18 protein-coding genes are annotated in these 19,656 nt (G+C 65.9%); 6 read left to right on the top strand and 12 right to left on the bottom strand.

Features of this window, described 5'->3' with window-relative positions:
* The 9 genes from ACNO8X_RS06920 to ACNO8X_RS06880 all read right to left on the bottom strand — a co-directional run bounded on the left by ACNO8X_RS06920 (nucleotide 1) and on the right by ACNO8X_RS06880 (nucleotide 8,990).
* On the bottom strand, nucleotides 1–1,206 hold the full coding sequence (locus ACNO8X_RS06920; RefSeq protein ID WP_418004703.1) for an MCE family protein: 1,206 nt from the start codon (nucleotides 1,204–1,206) through the stop codon (nucleotides 1–3).
* A complete protein-coding gene (locus tag ACNO8X_RS06915; protein ID WP_418005802.1) occupies nucleotides 1,206–2,618 on the bottom strand; it encodes an MCE family protein in 1,413 nt (470 codons plus the stop codon). The genes ACNO8X_RS06920 and ACNO8X_RS06915 overlap by 1 nt, the downstream gene beginning before the upstream one ends.
* Nucleotides 2,618–3,673: an MCE family protein gene (locus ACNO8X_RS06910; RefSeq protein ID WP_418004702.1), complete on the bottom strand. Its 1,056-nt coding sequence runs from the start codon at nucleotides 3,671–3,673 to the stop codon at nucleotides 2,618–2,620. Before ACNO8X_RS06910 ends, ACNO8X_RS06915 begins: the two co-directional genes overlap by 1 nt.
* Nucleotides 3,666–4,700, bottom strand: coding sequence for an MCE family protein (locus tag ACNO8X_RS06905; protein WP_418004701.1), 1,035 nt, complete (start codon nucleotides 4,698–4,700; stop codon nucleotides 3,666–3,668). The genes ACNO8X_RS06910 and ACNO8X_RS06905 overlap by 8 nt, the downstream gene beginning before the upstream one ends.
* A 25-nt stretch (nucleotides 4,701–4,725) precedes the next feature.
* The gene (locus ACNO8X_RS06900) at nucleotides 4,726–5,928 is read right to left on the bottom strand and encodes an MCE family protein (RefSeq protein ID WP_418004700.1); all 1,203 of its coding nucleotides are present in this window, start codon (nucleotides 5,926–5,928) and stop codon (nucleotides 4,726–4,728) included.
* Between the two features lie 13 nt (nucleotides 5,929–5,941).
* Nucleotides 5,942–6,784 carry an MlaE family ABC transporter permease gene (locus ACNO8X_RS06895; RefSeq protein ID WP_418004699.1) on the bottom strand — a complete coding sequence of 281 codons (843 nt, stop codon included), beginning with the start codon at nucleotides 6,782–6,784 and terminating at the stop codon, nucleotides 5,942–5,944.
* A gap of 43 nt (nucleotides 6,785–6,827) precedes the next feature.
* The gene (locus tag ACNO8X_RS06890; protein WP_029105067.1) at nucleotides 6,828–7,592 is read right to left on the bottom strand and encodes an MlaE family ABC transporter permease; all 765 of its coding nucleotides are present in this window, start codon (nucleotides 7,590–7,592) and stop codon (nucleotides 6,828–6,830) included.
* A 275-nt stretch (nucleotides 7,593–7,867) separates the two neighbouring features.
* Nucleotides 7,868–8,785 carry a 3-oxoacyl-ACP reductase gene (locus tag ACNO8X_RS06885; RefSeq protein ID WP_418004698.1) on the bottom strand — a complete coding sequence of 306 codons (918 nt, stop codon included), beginning with the start codon at nucleotides 8,783–8,785 and terminating at the stop codon, nucleotides 7,868–7,870.
* A gap of 13 nt (nucleotides 8,786–8,798) precedes the next feature.
* Entirely contained in the window at nucleotides 8,799–8,990 is a 192-nt protein-coding gene (locus ACNO8X_RS06880) for a ferredoxin (protein ID WP_043398182.1), read from the bottom strand.
* Between the two features lie 201 nt (nucleotides 8,991–9,191).
* Between ACNO8X_RS06880 and ACNO8X_RS06875 the strand changes: the two genes are divergently transcribed.
* From ACNO8X_RS06875 to fadD17, 3 genes are read left to right on the top strand one after another with little or no spacing between them, the layout of a single operon-like run.
* Nucleotides 9,192–10,373 (top strand): acyl-CoA dehydrogenase family protein, encoded by a 1,182-nt coding sequence (locus tag ACNO8X_RS06875; protein WP_418004697.1) that lies wholly within the window; start codon nucleotides 9,192–9,194, stop codon nucleotides 10,371–10,373.
* A 16-nt stretch (nucleotides 10,374–10,389) separates the two neighbouring features.
* The gene (locus tag ACNO8X_RS06870) at nucleotides 10,390–11,490 is read left to right on the top strand and encodes an acyl-CoA dehydrogenase family protein (protein ID WP_418004696.1); all 1,101 of its coding nucleotides are present in this window, start codon (nucleotides 10,390–10,392) and stop codon (nucleotides 11,488–11,490) included.
* Nucleotides 11,491–11,516: 26 nt separating this feature from the next.
* Nucleotides 11,517–13,073: a long-chain-fatty-acid--CoA ligase FadD17 gene (gene fadD17, locus ACNO8X_RS06865; RefSeq protein ID WP_418004695.1), complete on the top strand. Its 1,557-nt coding sequence runs from the start codon at nucleotides 11,517–11,519 to the stop codon at nucleotides 13,071–13,073.
* Here the strand turns inward: fadD17 and ACNO8X_RS06860 are convergent.
* Nucleotides 13,070–14,167: a methyltransferase gene (locus ACNO8X_RS06860; protein WP_418004694.1), complete on the bottom strand. Its 1,098-nt coding sequence runs from the start codon at nucleotides 14,165–14,167 to the stop codon at nucleotides 13,070–13,072. The two genes, fadD17 and ACNO8X_RS06860, sit on opposite strands and share 4 nt — an antisense overlap.
* A gap of 106 nt (nucleotides 14,168–14,273) precedes the next feature.
* Here ACNO8X_RS06860 and ACNO8X_RS06855 point away from each other — a divergent pair, with 106 nt between their 5' ends.
* Nucleotides 14,274–14,972: an LpqN/LpqT family lipoprotein gene (locus tag ACNO8X_RS06855; RefSeq protein ID WP_418004693.1), complete on the top strand. Its 699-nt coding sequence runs from the start codon at nucleotides 14,274–14,276 to the stop codon at nucleotides 14,970–14,972.
* A gap of 16 nt (nucleotides 14,973–14,988) precedes the next feature.
* Here the strand turns inward: ACNO8X_RS06855 and ACNO8X_RS06850 are convergent, their stop codons facing one another.
* Nucleotides 14,989–16,110, bottom strand: a complete 1,122-nt coding sequence (locus tag ACNO8X_RS06850; protein ID WP_418004692.1) for an NAD(P)H-dependent flavin oxidoreductase — start codon at nucleotides 16,108–16,110, stop codon at nucleotides 14,989–14,991.
* Nucleotides 16,111–16,123: 13 nt separating this feature from the next.
* Nucleotides 16,124–17,776, bottom strand: coding sequence for an acyl-CoA synthetase (locus tag ACNO8X_RS06845; RefSeq protein ID WP_418004691.1), 1,653 nt, complete (start codon nucleotides 17,774–17,776; stop codon nucleotides 16,124–16,126).
* A 69-nt stretch (nucleotides 17,777–17,845) separates the two neighbouring features.
* Between ACNO8X_RS06845 and ACNO8X_RS06840 the strand changes: the two genes are divergently transcribed.
* Together ACNO8X_RS06840 and ACNO8X_RS06835 are read left to right on the top strand one after the other, a co-directional pair.
* Nucleotides 17,846–18,646, top strand: a complete 801-nt coding sequence (locus tag ACNO8X_RS06840) for a crotonase/enoyl-CoA hydratase family protein (protein ID WP_418004690.1) — start codon at nucleotides 17,846–17,848, stop codon at nucleotides 18,644–18,646.
* Nucleotides 18,646–19,614, top strand: a complete 969-nt coding sequence (locus ACNO8X_RS06835; protein WP_418004689.1) for an NAD-dependent epimerase/dehydratase family protein — start codon at nucleotides 18,646–18,648, stop codon at nucleotides 19,612–19,614. Before ACNO8X_RS06840 ends, ACNO8X_RS06835 begins: the two co-directional genes overlap by 1 nt.
* The last annotated feature ends 42 nt before the right edge of the window (nucleotides 19,615–19,656 follow it).

The raw sequence follows: 19,656 nt of genomic DNA, 5'->3' as shown, positions 1-19,656 counted from the left end.
TTACGGCTTCACCCCTCCATGTTGCGTCGCTGTGCCTGCTGGAATCTTGAACGGATCGGCGGCCTGTCCGGACAGGTTCGCCAGTGCTCCCAACAGGAAGTCCGGCGGGTTGACCACTTCATCCAGGTGCCTCATGTTCGGGTCGAAGGCCCCCGAGGTGGTGAAGACGGTCTCGCCGAGGCGTCGCAACGTCAGGTCGAACGTCACGAACACGTTCAGGTAGTCGCCGCGCACCGCGTTCCGGAAGTACTTGTTGGAGAACGGGAACGTCGGAACCAGGTCCAGGTCGTGAATGAATTCGTCGGCGTTGTCGTTGAACGCCTTGATGACCGGGAAGATGTCCTTGAAGTCGGCGGCGAAGTCATCCTTGGTGGCGGTCATGACCTTGGCGCCGACAACGGCGAGCTTCCGCAGCGCGGTGAACGCGTCCACGATGTTCTTGCGGTTGTCGTTGAGCACCTTGATCGCACCGGGCAACGTGTCCAGCGTGCGGCCAAGGCTGTCCTTGCTCTTCGCCAGGATCGAGGCGAACCGGTTCAGCCCGTCCATGGCCCCGACGATGTCGCTGGTCTGCTTGTCCAGGGACTGGGTGAGCTCGGCCAACCGCGGGATGAAGTCGACGAACTGCCCGGCCCGGCCGGCCACCGCGGCGTACGCCTCATCGGTGATGTCCTGCAGCGCACCGAGATTGCCCTTGTTCACCACCAGACCGAGCGACGACAGCACCTCTTCGGTGGTCGGGTAACGGCCGGTGTGCGACAGCGGAATCTCCGAGCCCTGCTTGAGCCGGCCCTCCGGAGCCTTCCCGACCGGATCGGCAAGCTGCACATGCTGCGAACCCAGCAGCGAGGTCTGCGCGACCTTCGCAGTCGCGTTCGCCGGCAGCTTCACGTCGCCGTTCAGCGACAGCTTCACCGCGGCGTAGAAGGTGCCATCGGGGCGCTGCACCGCGTCGATACCCGACACACTGCCGACGGTGACGTCGTGGACCATCACCGGCGAGTTCTGCGGCAACGTCGCGACGTCGGGCAGCTGCACCGTCACGGTGTAGGAACCGGCGCCGTGGCCCTCGGTACCGGGCATGTCCAGTGAGTTCAGGCCGCCGAACTGGCAACCGGCGAGCACCACTGCACTCGATCCGAGTGCCAGCGCCTTGGTGGCCCTGCGCGCACTGCGTGCGTTACGGGCTTTGACGACCGCCTTCATCAGTTGCCACCTCCGGCTTCAGCGGGCAGCGGCGCGCCAACGGGCGCCGGGGCGGGTCCGGGCAGCGGGCCCGAACCGTTCAGTGGCGTCGAGCCCGGTCCCACCGGCGGTGTGGCCGGAGAAATCTGGCCCGGGACTGCCGGCGGCGGCAGGATCAGGTCACTGAGCGTCCCGTCCGGCTGGACCTTCGGCGGGATGACGCCAGGTGCGGAATTCCACTGCAGGTACGGCACCGGCGTCTGCGCCTTGGCCTCGGTCTGCGGGGTGTCGTAGATGAGCTGGCCCTTGTACGCCGTGATGCTGTTGATCGGGTGGAACAGCACCGGCGGGTAGTTCATCGCGATACGACGCAGCACCGGGGCCATGCGCTGACGGCAGATCTCCGCACGCTTGTAGTTGTCCGGCGTCGCACCGACGTCGAAGTTACCGCCGCACAGGAACTGCACCGGGTTGGAGAAGTTCGGCAGCGACAGGAGACCGTCCAGGGAGCCCTGCGCCGGGTTGTAGATGTTGTAGAAGTTGGCCAGACCGTTGGGCGTCACGTGCAGAACCTGCTCGACGTTGTCGCTGTTGTCGGTGATGATCTGAGTGAATTCGGCCAGCTTGCCGACCTGGTCGATCAGCGCCTTGTTGTTGTCCTTCAGCAGGCCCTTGACGTCACCGAGTGCCTGGTTCAGGGCACCGAGGGTCTGGTCCAGACCGGCCGAGCTCTCCGCCAACACCTGCGAGACGGACGCGACATGGTCGGTGAACTGCACGATCTGCTCGTTGCTGTTCGACAGCGCGTTGACCAGAATCTGCAGGTTCTTGATCGTGCCGAACAGGTCGCCACGCGAATCGCCAAGGCGCCCAGCGGTTTGCGACAGTTCACGCAATGCACTGCGGAACGAGTCGCCCTTGCCGTCGAGGGTGTCTGCGGCCTGGTTGATGAACGCACCGAGCGGGCCCTGCGGGGCACCGTCCTGCGGACCGAGCTGCGCGCTGAGCTGGGTCAGCTGCTTCTTGACGTCGTCCCACTCGACCGGGACACCGGTCCGGGCCAGCGGCACCTCGGCACCGTCGGCCAGCGCCGCGCCGCCGTTGTAAACGGGGGTGAACTGCACGAACCGTGCCGCCACCAGGTTCGGCGAGATGATGATCGCCCGCGCGTCGGCCGGGATCTTCACGCCGTCCTTGACGGTCATGGAGACCTTGACCGAATTGGGCTGCGGCTCGACCGAATCGATGGTGCCGACCGGCACACCGAGCACCCGCACGTCATCGCCTGCGTACAGACCGACGGCGTTGGTGAAGTAGGCGACCACCTTGTGGCCGCCCCGCGACGGCCACATCAGGTAGGCGCCACCGGCGACCAGCGCCACCAGTGCGACCACCAGGGCGATGATCGCCCCGCGTGACTTCAGGTTCTTCATCATGGCGACTTCGGCCTCACGACGATCCGTTCAGAGATGTATCCACGCAGCATGTCTCCGAGGCTGGCGGGCAGCTTGCCTGGCTGGAAGTACGTGTCGAGCAGGACTTCCGTCATCGTCGCCGGCGGCAGGCCGTACAGGTTGATGTTGAAGCCCGGCCCGTTGCCGACGACCTCGCCGAGCGCGGTGGCGTAGCCAGGCAGACGCTTGAGCGCCTCGCTGATGTGCTCCTTGCGCTGCAGCAGCTGGTCCATCACCAGGTTCAGCTGCTTGAGGGCCGGCCCGAACTCCCGCTTGTTGTCCGCGACGAATCCCGAAAGCTGTTGGGAGACACCCCGTATGCCGGAGATCAGCGTGCTCAGGGACTGCCGCCGCTCGTCCAGCGCGGCGAACAGCTGATTGCCGTCGACGACCAACTTGTTCACCTGGTCGGCACGCTGCGCCAGGGTGTCCGACACCTTCTTGGCGTGGCCCAGCAGCTGCTCGAGCGCCTGGTCGCGGGTGTTGAGGCTGCGTGACAGGGCTGCCACACCGTCGAGCGCACCGCGCAGCTGCGGGGTCGCGTCGTGCAGCGTGTCGGTCAGCACCTTCAGCGCCTGCTCCATCTGCGGCTTGTCCAGCTCGCTGGTGTTCTGGCCCAGATCCTGTAACGCGGTGTTGATCGTGTACGGAGTCGTGGTGCGGCCCAACGGAATAACCGTTGCTTCCTTCGCGCCCTTAGGCGTCACCCACAGGGACTTCTGGCCCAGCACCGTGTCGGTCTTGATCGCGACCAGCGACTGGTCGCCGACCTTGATCTGACGGTCGACGGTGAAGTTCACCTTCGCCGCGGTACCGGCGAGCTCCACCGTGCCGACCTTGCCGACCCTGATGCCCGAGACCCGGACGTCACTGCCCGGCGTGATGCCACCGGCATCGTTGAAGAACGCGGAGTAGTTCTTGCCCTGCGGCCAGAACGGCAGCCCGGTGTACCCGAACGAGATCAGCACGAGGCAGACCACGATGAAGACGCCGAGGATGCCGGTGCGGATCGGATCCTTTTCCGGCTTAGCCATTTTCGGAGCACCTGCCCTTCGACGGATCCGCGGGACCACCGAACGGCACGATCAGGTCGCTGCCTGCGGGGCCACTCATCTTGATCTTCACCGAGCAGTAGTAGATGTTGAAGAACGCGCCGTAGGCACCCAGGGCGTTGAGTCGCAGGTAGTTCTCCGCGAGATTCTCGATGACCGGGTTGACGTCCGCGCGGCGTTCGTACATCCGCTGCGCGAACGGCCGGGCGTTCTCGATGACACCCTGCACCGGACGCCGCGACTTCTGCAGCATCTCGGTCAGGTCGTTCTCGGCGGACGCCAGCGGACCGATGGCGCCGGCGATGGGGTCACGTCCCTCGGCCAGGCCGGTGATCAGCTGCTGCAGCTGATCAATACTGGTGTTGAACTGGGAGCCCTTGGAGTCGACCGTCGCCAGCACCGTGTTGAGGTTGGTGATGGTGTCACCGATCAGCTGGTCACGGTCGGCCAGCGTCTGGCTGAACGAACCGGTGTTGGACAGCAGGTCCGACAGCGCGCCACCCTGCCCTTGCAGGGCCTCGATCATGGCGGCCGTGATCTCGTTGACCTTCTTGCCGTCCAGACCCTTGACGACGGGACGCAGACCACCGAGCAGCGCGTCGAGGTCGAGCGCCGGCTGGGTGTTGGCGGTGACGATGGTGCCGCCGGCGGGCAGCTTGCGCAGTTCGCCCGGGCCGGAGGTGATCTCCATGTACCGGTCGCCGACCAGGTTCTGGTAGCGGATGACGGCACGGCTCGAGCTGTACAGCTGGTACCGCTCGTTCAGCGTGAACTTGACGTCAACCGTGTTGTCGCCCTTGAGCTTCACGCTCTTCACCGAGCCCACCGGGACACCCGCGATGCGGACGTCCTCGCCGGCCTTCAGCCGGGAAGCGTCGGTGAAGTTGGCGTGATAGGTGGACGAAGCGGCGAATCGGAACTGGCCGAACACCACCACCAGGCCGGCGGCGACCAACAACATCACGACGGTGAACACCGTGACGTTGATCATTTCGCGCTTGTGTCTCATGGGCGGCCCCACTCACTCGCGGACATCAGTAGCGGTCCCTCTCTGCGTAGGCACCGGAGAACAGGAACTGCAGCGTCGAGGGAGCGTCGAACTGCAACTCGGTGTTCGGCTGGAACGGAACGTAGGCGTTGTCGGTCACCAGGAACGGCGAGTGGTACCAGGAGCCGCCGTACTGCTTGGACGGGACGTCCGGTAGACCACGGCAGTTCGGGCCGCCGGAGGCGTTCACCATCGGCAGGCTCTCGGGGTAGGTGTAGTTGGGCGCGCCGGGGAAGAAGTTCGAGGACACGAACAGACCCGGCTTGACGCCACCGAACACCGGACCGAATTGGTCCACTGCTTTAGACAGACCTTGGAGCAGGCAGGGCAGTTCTGGTGAGTAGTCACCCAGGACCTTCAGCGGTGCGCGCAGCCGCTGGATGGCGGCGATGTAGTCGTCGGCGGCCGGTGAAATGGTCGCGTACGCATTGTTGGCGAACCCGGTGGCCGCCAACAGCGCCGCGTTCAGATCATCCTTCTCATCGACCAACGACTTACCGACCGTCGGCGCATTATCGAAAACCTTCGCCAGATCCGGCGCCGCATCACCATAGATACCGGCCACCGTCGCGGTGTCCTTGAAATCCTGCTGCAACGTCGGCAACTTCGGGTTGAAGTACTGCAGATACCTGCTCAACCCGGCCGCCGCCGCACCGGCATCATCGCCGTGGCCCCGCAGGCCCTCACCGAGCGCGGTCACCGTGGCGTTCAGGTTGACCGGATCGATCTTGTCGAGCAGGTCGGTCAACGTCTGAAAGACCGTGTTCATCTCCAGCTGCACATCCTTGGCCTGCACCTGCGCACCCGGACGCAACGACTCCTTCGCCGGATGCTCCGGCGGCAGGAACTCCACCGACTTGGCGCCGAACACCGTCGTGCTACCCAGCCGCACCCGCGCATTCGACGGGATATAGCGCATCTGATCGCTGAGCACCGACAGCGTCAGCTTCGCCTGATCCCCCGCATAATCGATGTCCTTGACCTTGCCCACCTGAATACCCCGGTACTTGACCTTCGCATCGGGATCCATCACCAAACCCGCACGCGGCGCCAGCACCGACACCGTATCCGTGGGCGTGAACGCCGCGGTGTACGACAAATACGTGAACACCACCGCGGCCAACAAGAAACTGATCAGCACCGCCGCCGCGAGCCTCACATGACTGCGTTTAGGACCACCTGAAGACATCGTCGTACACCCCCTATCCGGAGAGGTTGAAGTTGCCGGACGCGCCGTACACGGCCAGGGAGATGAGCAGGACGATGGTGACGACCACGATCAGCGAGGTCCGCACGGCCTGACCGACCGCGATACCCACGCCGACAGGTCCACCACTGGCGTTGTAGCCGTAGTAGGTGTGCACCAGCATGACCGCGATGGACATGACGATGGCCTGCAGGAATGACCACAACAGATCGGTGGGCACCATGAAGGTGCTGAAGTAGTGGTCGTACAGACCGGCCGACTGACCGTTGATGTACACCGTGGTGGCCCGCGCCGCGAAGAACGAGGCCAGGACGGCCAGGGCGTACAGCGGAATGACGGCGATCAGACCCGCGATGATCCGGGTGGACACCAGGTAGGACACCGAGTGCACGGCCATCGATTCGACGGCGTCGATCTCCTCGGCCACGCGCATGGCGCCCAGCTGCGCGGTACAGCCGGCGCCGATGGTGGCGGCCAGTGCGATACCCGCGATGACAGGCGCGACGATGCGCACGTTGAGGAAGGCGGACAGGAAGCCGGTCAAGGCCTCGATACCGATGTTGCCCAGTGAGGAGTAGCCCTGGACGGCGATGACGCCACCGGAGGCCAGGGTCATGAACGCCGCGACACCGACAGTGCCACCGATCATCACCAGCGCGCCGGTGCCCATCGTCATCTCGGCGATGAGCCGGATGGTCTCGCGGCGGTAGCGGGTCAGCGCGTTGGGGATGTACCGGAAGGACTCCCCGTAGAACAGCGCCTGCTCACCGAGGCCGTCGAAGATGCCGGGCACTGCCCGGAACATTCGTTTGAAGCGGAGTGTTGCGTCGTAACTCATGCGTGATCCGTCTCCGCTACTCGCTGGGTGCTCATTGCCCGCATCACCTCACCAGGACCCGGACGCCGATGGCGGTCATGATCACGTTGATGACGAACAGGCAGATGAAGGCGTAGACCACGGTCTCGTTCACCGCGATGCCGACGCCCTTGGGGCCGCCCTTGACGGTCAGGCCGCGGTAGCAGCCGACCATGCCGGCGAGCAGGCCGAACAGCACGGCCTTGATCTCGGCGAGCATCAGCTCGCCCAGGCCGGTCAGCACCGTCAGGCCGTTGATGAACGAACCCGGGTTGACGCCCTGGAGGAATACCGAGAAAACGTAACCGCCGGAGATGCCGATGGCACACACGAGGTTGTTGAGCAATACCGCGACGAAGGTCGATGCCAGGACGCGCGGCACCACCAGGCGTTGGATCGGGTCGATGCCGAGCACGCGCATGGCGTCGATCTCTTCGCGGATGGTGCGGGCGCCCAGGTCGGCGCAGATGGCCGTGGCGCCGGCGCCGGCCACCACCAGCACGGTGACGACGGGTCCCAGCTGGGTGACGGTGCCGAAGGCGGTACCCGCGCCGGAGAGGTCGGCGGCGCCGATCTCACGCAGCAGGATGTTCAGCGTGAAGGCCACCAGGACGGTGAACGGAATGGCGACGAGCAGGGTCGGCACGAGCGATACGCGGGCGATCATCCAGGTTTGTTCGAAGAACTCCCGGAACTGAAACGGGCGACGCCACATCTTCGTGAATGTGTCGAGGGCCATTTCGAAGAACCCGCCAACGGCCCGGGCCGGAGCCGCAAGCTGTTCGATCAACCTTCGACTCCATTCTCGGTCGTGGTTGAGCAGTCACGGCGAAGAGTGGGAATTCCCTCGTTCGCAGCGGCCTGATCACCACTTCGTAATGCGTAGCTCTTGTGAGCCGGCTCATAGTAGCTAGAACATGTTCGCAGTGGCAAAAGAACAGCAAAATCACTGGGAAACGACATATAATCGCAGCTCAGGATATATTTTGACGTTGTCGTCACTGTAACAAGTTCTAGTGCTGACGCGGCGCTTTCTGCGCCGCGTCAGCACTAGATCCGGGACGTTCAGTCCCTCGACTCCATCAAGGCAGTCGCAGAGAAATTCCGTTCCGGATCGCGGTCAGCAAAATATCCGTGCAACGTGGAACTCAGTTGTGTCATGTCCCACTCAGCGGACGACGCTGTGAAGTGGCTCTCCACGGTCGGGGCTGCTACCAGGGTCACAGTCGGACCATAAACGATGAAGAGCTGGCCATTCACGTTTTCCGACGCGGGCGAGGAAAGGAAACGCACCAATTTCACGACGTGCTCAGGCGACAGCGGATCAACCTCACCCGCACCAGGAGCCGCACCGAACACATCTGCCGTCATCGCGGTACGGGCCCGCGGGGCGATCGCATTGGCGCGCACGCCGTAGCGCTCCAAGCCGCGGGCCGCGGTCAGCGTCAGCGCCGTGATGCCGGCCTTGGCGGCTCCGTAGTTCGCCTGTCCCACCGGACCGGCCAGGCCGGCCTCGGACGAGGTGTTGACGATCCGGCCGTACACCTTGCCGTCGGCCGACTCCTTCGCCTTGGCACGCCAGTAGGTCGCGGCGTTGCGGGTCAGCAGGAAGTGACCGCGAAGGTGGACCGCGATGACCGCGTCCCAGTCCTCGTCGGTCATGTTGAACAGCATCTTGTCGCGAGTGATACCCGCGTTGTTGACGACGATGCTCAGCCCACCGAGCTTGTCGGCCGTTTCGACGAGTTCGTCGGCGGTGCTGCGGGCGCTGATATCCCCTGCCACCGCAATGCCTTTGGAACCGGCCGCCTCGATCTCGGCGAGCACATCCGACTTGTCGAGGGCGGCGGCCATGTCGTTCACCACGACGGTGGCGCCGGCCTGCGCCAGGCCGATGGCCTCGGCACGGCCCAGTCCTGCGGCGGCACCGGTGACCACAGCCACCTTGCCGGACAGGTCGGTGGAGTCGTTTTCGCTAGTCAATTTATGAATACCTCTAGTCTTTGCGGAGCAGGGCGGCGCGGGGGCATTCCGCGATGGACTGCTCGGCCAGTTCTTCCTGGTCGGCAGGCACCGGATCGGCCTTGACTACCGCGTAATCGTTGTCGTCCAGATCGAAAAGGTCCGGCGCAATTCCCACGCAAACCGCATTTCCTTCACAGCGGTCGTGATCAACTTCAACCCGCATGACACCCTCCTGACGGCCCGGATTTCGACGGTGAGGCCAACATAACGACCCCGCCATGGCGATGCCAGTGTGGCACGCTCTGGACCGCAAGACTAGAACGTGTTACAAGTTTGAGTAGGCACGGGCCGCCCAAAGCGGCCTCTGCAATGTGACATACAGACCAAAGACGTACCCCAATCCGACTGATAAAGGATGAATTCGATGCGGATCGGCTACACGCCCGAGCAGGAGGAGTTGCGGCGCGAACTGCGCTCGTACTTCGCCAAACTCATGACCCCCGAGCGCGCCGAGGCTCTGGCGTCCAATGACGGCGAGATGGGGCGCGGCAATGTGTACCGCGAGACCGTCGAGCAGATGGGCAAGGACGGCTGGCTGACGCTGAGCTGGCCGAAGGAGTACGGCGGCCAGGCCCGGCCCCCGATGGACGGCCTGATCTTCAACGACGAGGCCGCAATCGCCAACGTTCCGGTGCCGTTCCTGACCATCAACTCGGTGGCGCCGACGATCATGCACTTCGGCACCGTGGAGCAGAAGAAGTTCTTCCTGCCCAAGATCGCCGCGGGCCAACTGCACTTCGCCATCGGCTACTCCGAGCCCGGCGCCGGTACCGACCTGGCCTCGCTGCGCACCACCGCGGTCCGCGACGGCGACGACTACGTCATCAACGGCCAGAAGATGTGGACGTCACTGATCGCCTACGCCGACTACGTCTGGCTGGCGGCCCGCACCAACCCCGAGGCCAAGAAGCACCGCGGCATCTCGATGCTGATCGTGCCGACCACCGCCGAGGGCTTCTCCTGGACCCCGGTGCACACCATGTCGGGTGTCGACACCAGTGCCACCTACTACCAGGACGTCCGTGTCCCGACCTCCAGCCTCGTCGGCGAGGAGCACGGCGGCTGGAAGCTGGTCACCAACCAGCTCAACCACGAGCGCGTGGCCCTGGTGTCGGCGCAGCCGATTTTCGTTGCGCTGGACGGGGTTCGGGAATGGGCCCAGAACACCAAGGACCACCACGGCAAGCGGCTGATCGACTCGGAGTGGGTGCAGCTGAACCTGGCCCGGGTGCACGCCAAGGCCGAAGTGCTGAAGCTGATCAACTGGGAGCTGGCCTCGGCCACCGATTCCGCGCCCTCCCCCGCCGATGCATCGGCGGCCAAGGTGTACGGCACCGAGCTGGCCACCGAGGCCTACCGGCTGCTCATGGAGGTGCTCGGCACCTCGGCGACCCTGCGCCGGGACACCCCGGGTGCGCTGCTGCGCGGCCGGATCGAACGCTGGCACCGGTCCTGCCTGATCCTGACCTTCGGCGGCGGCACCAACGAGATTCAGCGCGACATCATCGGCATGGTCGCGCTCGGCCTGCCCCGAGTGAATCGCTAAGAGAGAGCGGCGAGAAATGGACTTCAAGACAACCGAAGCATCTGACGACCTCGGCGGCCTGGTCCGGTCCATCACCGAATCGGTGGTGACCCCGGAGCGCCAGAAGGAACTGGACAAGCTCGATGAGCGGTTCGACCGCGAGCTGTGGGCCAAGCTGATCGACTCCGACATCCTGTCCACCACCGCACCGGAGTCGGTGGGCGGCGGCGGTTTCGGCGCGCTGGAGCAGGGCGCCGTGCTGGTCGCACTGGGCCGTCAGCTCGCGGCGGTGCCGTACCTCGAGTCGACCATCCTGGCCGCCGGCGCCATCGCCGAATTCGGTTCGGCGAAGCTGCAATCCGAGTGGGCCGCCCCGGCCGTCGCCGGCAGCAAGATCGTCGTGCCGGCACTGGAAGGCGAGATGGGCCAGGGTCCGGTGCAGGCCACCGGTTCCGACGAGGCCGGATACACCCTGACCGGCACCCGCACCCAGGTCGCCTACGGCCCGGTCGCCGACGCCTTCCTGGTCCCGGCCGAAACCGATTCCGGCGTCAAGGTTTTCCTGGTCGCCGCTACTGATTCCGGCGTCACCGTCACCTCGCTGGACACCACGGGACACGGCAGCATCGCGCACCTGGATCTGCAGGGCGTGGCCGTCGCCGCCGACCGCGTCGTCGGTGGTTCGGAGGTTGCCTCCTGGCTGCAGCTGCACAACGTCCTGGGCCGCAGCGCATTCCAGCTCGGTGTGGTGGAGCGCGCGTTGGAGCTCACCGCTCTGTACGCCCGCGAACGCGAGCAGTTCGACCGCCCGATCGGCAGCTTCCAGGCCGTGTCGTCCCGGTTGGCCGACGGTTACATCGACGTCAAGGCACTGCGCCTGACGCTGACCCAGGCCTCTTGGCGCGTGGCCGAGGGGCTGCCCGCCGAGATTGACGTGAACACCGCGGCGTTCTGGGCCGCCGAGGCCGGACACCGGGTGGCGCACACCGCGGTGCACGTGCACGGCGGTGTCGGCATCGACATGGATCACCCGGTGCACCGGTACTTCCTGGCGGCCAAGCAGACCGAGTTCGCCATCGGCAGCGCCACCGGGCAGCTGCTGCGCATCGGGCGCGAGCTGGCGGACACGCCGGCCTGATTCACGTCTCCGACATGGCAAGCCTGATGTCCGACCGACCCACCGTCAGCGACCTGCTGCGCCCGCTGGTCGATGTCACCGACCGCGGGTTGTACGACTGCACTGCGGCGCCGGACGATTCATCACAAGAAGATGATGGCGGCCCGGCTGATCTGATCAGCTGGGCCGACCACATCGCCGCGGGCGCACAGTTGGCCGCGGCGCTGAAAGCACGACTGGACCCGGCCAAACCACCGCATATCGGTGTGCTGCTGAGCAATACGACGTTCTTCTCGTCCCTGTTGGTGGCCGCCGCACTGGCGGGGCTGGTCCCCGTCGGCCTGAACCCGACCCGCCGCGGGGCCGCGCTGGCCGGCGACGTCGAACGCTCCGACTGCCAGTTGGTGCTGGCCGACAACCTCGATCTGGTCCCCGCCGGTGCCGCGGGCATCGACGTCATCGACGTCGAATCTTCTTCGTGGGCAACCGAACTCGCAGGATTCGCCGGCGCGCCGGTGCAGTTCGCCGACGTCGACCCCGACGACCTGTTCATGCTGATCTTCACCTCCGGCACCAGCGGTGACCCCAAGGCCGTCCGGGTCACCCATGACAAGGTGGCGTTCCCCGGTCAGATGCTGGCCGACCGCTTCGGCCTCGGGCGCGATGACACGTTCTATCTGTCCATGCCGCTGTTCCACTCCAACGCGGTGATGGCCGGCTGGGCGGTGGCGCTGGCGGCTCAGGGGTCGATCGCGTTGCGCCGCAAGTTCTCCGCCTCGGGATTCCTCCGGGATGTGCGCCGCTATGGCGCCACCTACGCCAACTACGTCGGCAAGCCGCTGTCGTACATCCTGGCCACCCCGGCGCAGCCGGACGACACCGACAATCCGCTGAAGTTCATGTACGGCAACGAGGGTGCCCCGCGCGATCTGAACCGGTTCGCACAGCGTTTCGGCGTCGTCGTCGTCGACGGTTTCGGCTCCACCGAAGGCGGCGTCGCAGTCGCCCGCACGCCGGGCACCCCGGCCGGTGCGCTCGGCCCACTGACTGCCGAGGTGGCCATCGTCGACGTGGAGACCGGCCTGCCGTGCCCGCCCGGCGTCGTCGGCGAACTGGTGAACCCGACCGGCCGTGGCTGGTTCCGCGGCTACTACAACAACGCGGCCGCCGAGGCCGAGCGCATGGCCGGCGGCATCTACCACACCGGCGACCTGGCCTACCGGGATGCAGATGGATTCATCTATTTCGCTGGGCGCCTTGGTGATTGGATGCGGGTCGACGGCGAGAACCTCGGCACCGCACCCATTGAGCAAGTGCTGCTGCGGCACCCCGACGTCGTCGAGGCGGCCGTCTACCCGATACCCGATCCCGCCGTCGGCGACCAGGTGATGTCGGCACTCGTCCTCCTCGACGACGCGACATTCTCCGCGGATGACTTCAGCGCCTTCCTGGCCGCCCAGGAGGATCTGGGTCCCAAGCAGTGGCCCCGGTTCATTCGCGTCGCAACGACACTGCCCCGCACCGAGACCTTCAAAGTCATCAAGCGGCAGCTGTCCGCCGAGGGCACCGACTGCGCCGACCCGGTTTTCGCGATCGCCCGCTAGTCGTGTACGGGGACGGCCTCGACGAGCGACATCGGCCCGGCCGTCGGGACCACGCGGGTCTGCCGAAAGCCGGCGCGCGCCAACAGATCCGCGTATTCCGAACCGGTGCGCTCCTGGCCGCCGGCAGCCACCAGCATCTCCAGGTCCAGCAGCATGCCGGGGTGGTTCGGCGCGCCTTCCGGGAGCACCATCTCGATGAGGGCCAGGGTTCCGTCCGGGGCGATCGCCTTGCGGATGTTGCGCAGGATCACCAGCGCGCTGTCCTCATCCCAGTCATGGATGATCGTTTTCAGCAGGTAGGCGTCCCCGCCGTCGGGGACCGACTCGAAGAACGAGCCGCCGCTGACCGTGATGCGGTCGGATACGCCGGCCTCGTCCAGCACCGGACCGGCTCCGGCCACGACGGACGGTAGGTCGAACAGCACGCCGCGGGCTTCGGTCGCCTGTTGCAGCACCGCGGCCAGCAGTGCCCCATGGCCGCCCCCGACGTCGACGATCGTGCGGAAACGACCGAAATCGTAAGCCGGCATGAGGGTTTCGATCGCCATGGCGGACACCGCGGTCATGGCGTTGTTGAACACCGCCGCCAGGTCGCGATCTTTCTCCAGGTATTCGAAGATGGGCATGCCGCGCAGCATCTCCGCGGACGTCTTGCCGGTCTGCACCGAGTAGAGCAACTGACCCCAGTGCTCCCAGTGCTTGGGATGGCCGATGAACAGCAGCATGGGCGCGAGCGAGCCCGGCACATCGGATCGCAGGGCCTGCCCGAGGCGGGTCAGCACGAACCGGCCGTCGCGCTCCTGCTTGAGCAGCGAATTGCTCGCCAGTGCCCGCATGAGCCGCGTGGTGGCCTCTGGGTGCGAACCCACCCGACGCGCGATGTCGTCGGCCGTTGCCGGACCGGCAGCCAGCGCGTCGAAGATGCCGAGTTTGGCGCCGACGTACATGGCCTGGGTCAGCCAGGCACCCTGGCCCAGCTCGAAGAGCGCGACGTTCGCCGGGACGACAGACCGGCGCAACTGGCCCAATCCGTCGCGAACCCGGCCGATGCCGTCGATGAGCCAGCCGGGCGGTGGTTTCTGCGCGCTTGCCACGCGCTCACAGTAGTGCCACAGCTAATCCACACGCTAGAGCCGGTTTCGCGCCGGCTCGACCCCGGCTCACAGGATCACTGCGAGCTTGGTCCACTAGTCTCGCCACATGAGAACGTCCGCGATCACCGGCCTCGTCGCGGCAGCGACCGCACTGTCCATGGTGCTGGCCGGCTGCGACTCCGGAAAAGATGCGAGCGCGGCGTCCGACAGCCCGACCAGCGCCGCGCCGACGACAGCGGCCGCCGCTGCGGATGCGGGCAACAGCAAGGCAAGTGACGGCCCCAACCCGACGATCGCCAGCTACATCAAAGACCACAAGATCACCGAACAGCAGGTGCACCGCACCGACAACGGCGAGCCGAAGGTCGACCTGCCGAAGCCGGACGGCTGGAAGGCCACCGGTGACGACAATCCGCCATGGGCGTACGACTCGATCATCTACAACGGACCCGTCGACCCGGCGAACTACGCGCCCAGTGTCATCGCGCTGCTGTCGAAGCTGACCGGCGATGTCGATGCCAAGGCGCTGATGGCCACCGCGCCCGGGGAGATTCAGAACCTGCCGGGCTTCACGCCGTCGGGTCCCGGTACCGAAACCAAGGTGCGCAACTACCCCGCCTACCGCATCGCCGGCACCTGGGTGTCCGACGGCAAGACGAAGTTCGTCGCGCAGCAGACGGTGATCTTCCCGTCAGGCGGGGCAACCTATGTCCTGCAACTGAATTCAGACGGTGCGGTGGACCAGACGCCGATCATCCAGGCCGCCACCGACACCGTCGCGCAGCAGGTCAAGATCACGCCCTAGCGCTCGCGCAGGGAAATCAGTTGTCGCGGATGGCATCCAGGCGCTTGGTGGCCGCCTCGAACTCGGCGACCAGATCGGCGATGATGACCTCCACCGGGCGGATCTCGTTCATCCGGCCGACGATCTGACCGACCGGCATGGCGACCGCGGTCGGATCATCGGAAAGGCTCATCCGCTGATGCGCCTCTCCGACGAGAATGTTCTGCAGTGGCATCGGCAGCGCTTCGGGCGCATCCGGTGCGTCCCAGGCGTCGGTCCAGCGGCTCTTCAGAATCCGAGCGGGCTTGCCGGAGTAAATCTTTCGGCGCACGGTGTCGGCGGAGGTGGCATTCAGCAATGCCTCCTGGATCACCGAGGCACCCGACTCGCGACGCACACCCAGGTCGTATTCGGCCGCGGTCAGGAATGCCGAGCCCATCCAGACGCCCTGCGCGCCGAGCGCCAGTGCCGCGGCCAGCTGCCTGCCACTGCCGATCCCTCCGGCAGCGAGCACCGCGGCCTTACCGTCCACGGCGTCGACGATCTCGGGCCACAGCACCACGGAACCGATCTCGCCGGTGTGCCCACCGGCCTCATGCCCCTGGGCGATGACGATGTCCACTCCGTTGGCGACGTGGCTGAGCGCATGCTTCGCGCTGCCGGCCAGCGCGGCCACCGGGACACCTGCCTCGTGGACCTGCTCGATGACGTCATTGGGCGGGGACCCCAGCGCGTTGGCGATCAGCTTGATCGGATGGCGCAATGCCACCTCGACATGGCTTCGCGCCACCGAGTGCAGCCAACCCAGCACACCGGTGTTGTGCTCACCCTCGGCGGGAAGCGGCGGAACCCCAAGATCAGCAAGGGTTTTCGCGACGAAGTCCCGATGAGCCTGGGGAATCAGCTTGTCGATGTCGACCGCGCTGCCCTCGGTGGGGACCTTGTTGGGCATCACCACGTCGACGCCGTACGGCTTACCGTCGGTGTTGGCGTCCATCCAGGACAGCACGTTTTCCAGCTCGTCGGGATCGTTGAACCGGACGCAACCCAGCACACCCATGCCGCCCGCGCGGGTCACAGCCGCCGCCACCTTCTCCGACGGAGTGAAGACGAAGATCGGGTACTCGATGCCGAAGCGTTCGCAGAGTTCGGTTTTCATGTCTGTTTCCTAACTACGCCTGCACGCCTGCGTGCTTGGCGTGCACCTCGTCGGCCGGACGGGCCTCGGTCTGATCCTTGGCCCAGCGGTAGTCGGGCTTGCCCGCCGGGGACCGCTTGACCTCATCGACCAGCCACAGGCTGCGCGGCACCTTGTAGCCGGCGATCTCGCTACGGACGAACGCGTCCAGGTCGGCCAGCGCGGGCTTGGTGCCCTCGCGGGGCTGCACGACGGCCGCGACATGCTGGCCGAAGCGCGGGTCCGGAACGCCGACCACCAAGGCGTCGAACACATCCGGGTGACCCTTGAGCGCGGCCTCGACCTCTTCGGGGTAGATCTTCTCGCCACCCGAGTTGATCGACACCGAGCCGCGGCCCAGCATGGTCACGCTGCCGTCGGCCTCGACCTCGGCGAAGTCACCGGGGATCGCGTACCGCACCCCGTGGAACGTCCGGAAAGTCTCGGCAGTCTTCTTCTCGTCCTTGAAGTAACCGACCGGGATGTGGCCGCACTTGGCAATGATGCCGCGCACGCCCGAACCCGGAACCACCTCGTTGCCGTCCTCGTCGAGGACCTTGGTGTTCTTGTCGATGGTGACCCGCGGGCCGCCGGTGTGCGACTGCCCCTTGGCGACGATGCTGGTGCCGCCGAAACCGGTCTCCGACGAGCCGATCGAGTCGGTGATGATCCGATTCGGCAGCAGCTCGAGGAACTTCTCCTTGAGGCTGGTGGAGAACAGCGCGGCGGTGCTGGCCAGCAGGAACAGCGAGGACAGGTCGTAGGTGTTGCCCTCCTCCTGGTGCGCCAACAGGGCGTCCAGCAGCGGGCGGGCCATCGCGTCGCCGGTGAAGAACAGCAGATTCACCTTGTGGTCGTGGATCATTCGCCACGCGGTGTCGGCGTCGAACTCCGGCATCAGCACCACGGTGTGGCCGGTGAACATGGCCATCCAGGTGGCCGACTGGGTCGCGCCGTGGATCATCGGCGGGATGGGGAGCCGGATCATCGGCGGGTTCGCGGCGGCCTGCTTGGACAGGTCGTACTCGTCGGCGATCGGCTCGCCGGTGGCGAAGTCGGTGCCGCCGAACAGAACTCGGTAGATGTCCTCGTGCCGCCACATGACGCCCTTGGGGAATCCGGTGGTGCCGCCGGTGTACAGCAGGTAGATGTCGTCTTCGCTGCGCGGGCCGAAGTCGCGCTCGGGCGAGTGCTCGGCGATGGCGGAGTAGAACTCGACGCCACCGTAACGCTGGAAGTCGTCGTCGGAGCCGTCCTCGACGACCAGGATGGTCTTGAGCAGCGGCAGCTCGGGCAGCACGTTGGCGACCCGGTCCGCGTACTGGCGCTCGTGGATCAGCGCGACCATGTCCGAGTTCTCGAACAGGTACTTCAGCTCGCCCTCGACGTAGCGGAAGTTGACGTTGACCAGGATGGCGCCGGCTTTGATGATGCCGAGCATGCCGATCACGATCTCGATGCGGTTGCGGCAGTAGAGCCCAACCTTGTCGTCCTTCTTGACGCCGCGGGAATGGAGGTAGTGAGCCAGGCGGTTGGCCTTCTCCTCCAGCTGGGCGTAGGTCAGTTGTTCGTCGCCACAGATGAGGGCGACGCGGTCCGGCACAGCATCGATGGCGTGCTCGGCAAGATCTGCGATATTCAGAGCCACGTTACATAAACTAGAACGTGTTACATTTTGTGACAAGTCTAACGTTCTCGAGCCCGGAGGAAGGCACCTGTGAGCGAGCCCGAAAAAGGCCCCGACGCCCTCATTGAGCAGCGCGGACACACTCTGATCGTCACTTTGAACCGACCCGAGGCCCGCAACGCCCTTTCTGGCGAGATGCTCTCGATATTGGTCGAGGCCTGGGACCGCGTCGACAACGATCCCGAGATTCGCACCTGCATCCTGACCGGTGCAGGCGGCTACTTCTGTGCCGGCATGGACCTCAAGGGCGCCACCAAGAAGCCGCCGGGCGACTCCTTCAAGGACGGCAGCTACGACCCGTCGCGCATCGACGGTCTACTCAAGGGCCGCCGCCTGACCAAGCCGCTCATCGCCGCGGTCGAGGGCCCGGCCATCGCCGGCGGCACCGAGATCCTGCAGGGCACCGACATCCGCATCGCCGGGGAGAGCGCCAAGTTCGGCATCTCCGAAGCGAAGTGGAGCCTGTACCCGATGGGCGGCTCGGCGGTGCGCCTGGTGCGCCAGATTCCGTACACCATCGCGTGCGACATGCTGCTGACCGGACGGCACATCACCGCGGCCCAGGCTCTGGAATACGGGCTGATCGGGCACGTGGTGCCGGACGGCACCGCGCTGGAGAAGGCCCTGGAGATCGCCGAGGTGATCAACAACAACGGTCCGCTGGCCGTGCAGGCCATCCTGAAGACCATCCGCGAGACCGAGGGCATGCACGAACTGGACGCCTTCAAGCCCGACACCGCCAACGGCATCCCGGTCTTCCTGTCCGAGGACGCCAAGGAAGGCCCGCTGGCATTCAAGGAGAAGCGCGCACCGCAATTCAAGATGCGCTGATGCACATCGCCGTGACGGGCGGCACCGGCTACGTCGGTGCCCACACCGTCCGCGCGCTGCTGGCAGCCGGGCATACGGTCCGGCTGCTGGTGATCCCCGGCGGCAGCGACGACGCGGCGCTCGACGCACTGTGCCAGCTGGGTCCCCTCGAGGTCCTGGCCGGCGATATCCGCAATCCCACAACGGTTTCCGAGCTACTGGCCGGATGCGACGCCGTGCTGCATGCGGCCGGTGTCGTCGGCACCGACAGTCGCCGCACCCAGCTGATGTGGGAGATCAACGCCTACGCCACCGAGGCCCTGCTGACGCAGGCCGCCGAGTTGGGGCTCGACCCCATCGTGTCGGTGTCGTCCTACAGTTCGCTGTTCCCGCCGCCCGATGGCATCATCGGGCCCGACACTCCCCCGGCACCCGGCCGCAGCGACTACGCCCGCACCAAGGCCTACGCCGATCTCGCGGCCCGGCGGCTACAGGCCGAGGGCGCTCCCGTCGTCGTCACCTACCCGTCGTCGGTGGTCGGGCCGGCCTTCCACACGGCAGTCGGTGTGACGCAACGTGGTTGGGACCCGATCGTGCGGTACCGCATCGCCCCGCGCCTGCGCGGGGGCATGCAGATGATCGATGTCGGCGACGTGGCCCGCGTACACACGGCGCTGATGCAGCCCGGCCGCGGACCGAAGCGCTATGTCTGCGGCGGCGTGCTGCTGACGTTCGACCAGATGGTCGACGCACTGCAGTCCGCACTGGGCCGGCCGATCCGCCGGATTCCCCTGTCGCCCAGCCTGTTTCGCGGCGTCGGCCGAGTTTCGGATTTCGCCGGGCGCTGGCTGCCCCTGGCCGAGGGCCTGAGCCACGAAGCCGCCGTGCTGCTGACGGCGGCCGTACCCACCGACGACAGCCTGACCTTGTCCGACCTGAGCCTGACCTGGCGCGACCCCCGAGAGTCGATCGTCGAGTCATTTGCGTGATTCGTGCACGATTTTCCGCGGTCATCGCGGAAAATCGTGCAC

The organism is Mycobacterium sp. PDNC021, assembly GCF_048282635.1.
Classification (GTDB): Bacteria; Actinomycetota; Actinomycetes; order Mycobacteriales; family Mycobacteriaceae; genus Mycobacterium; species Mycobacterium llatzerense.
The sequence above is the reverse complement of the archived record's forward strand: the minus strand, read 5'-3'. Positions and strand labels throughout refer to the sequence as shown.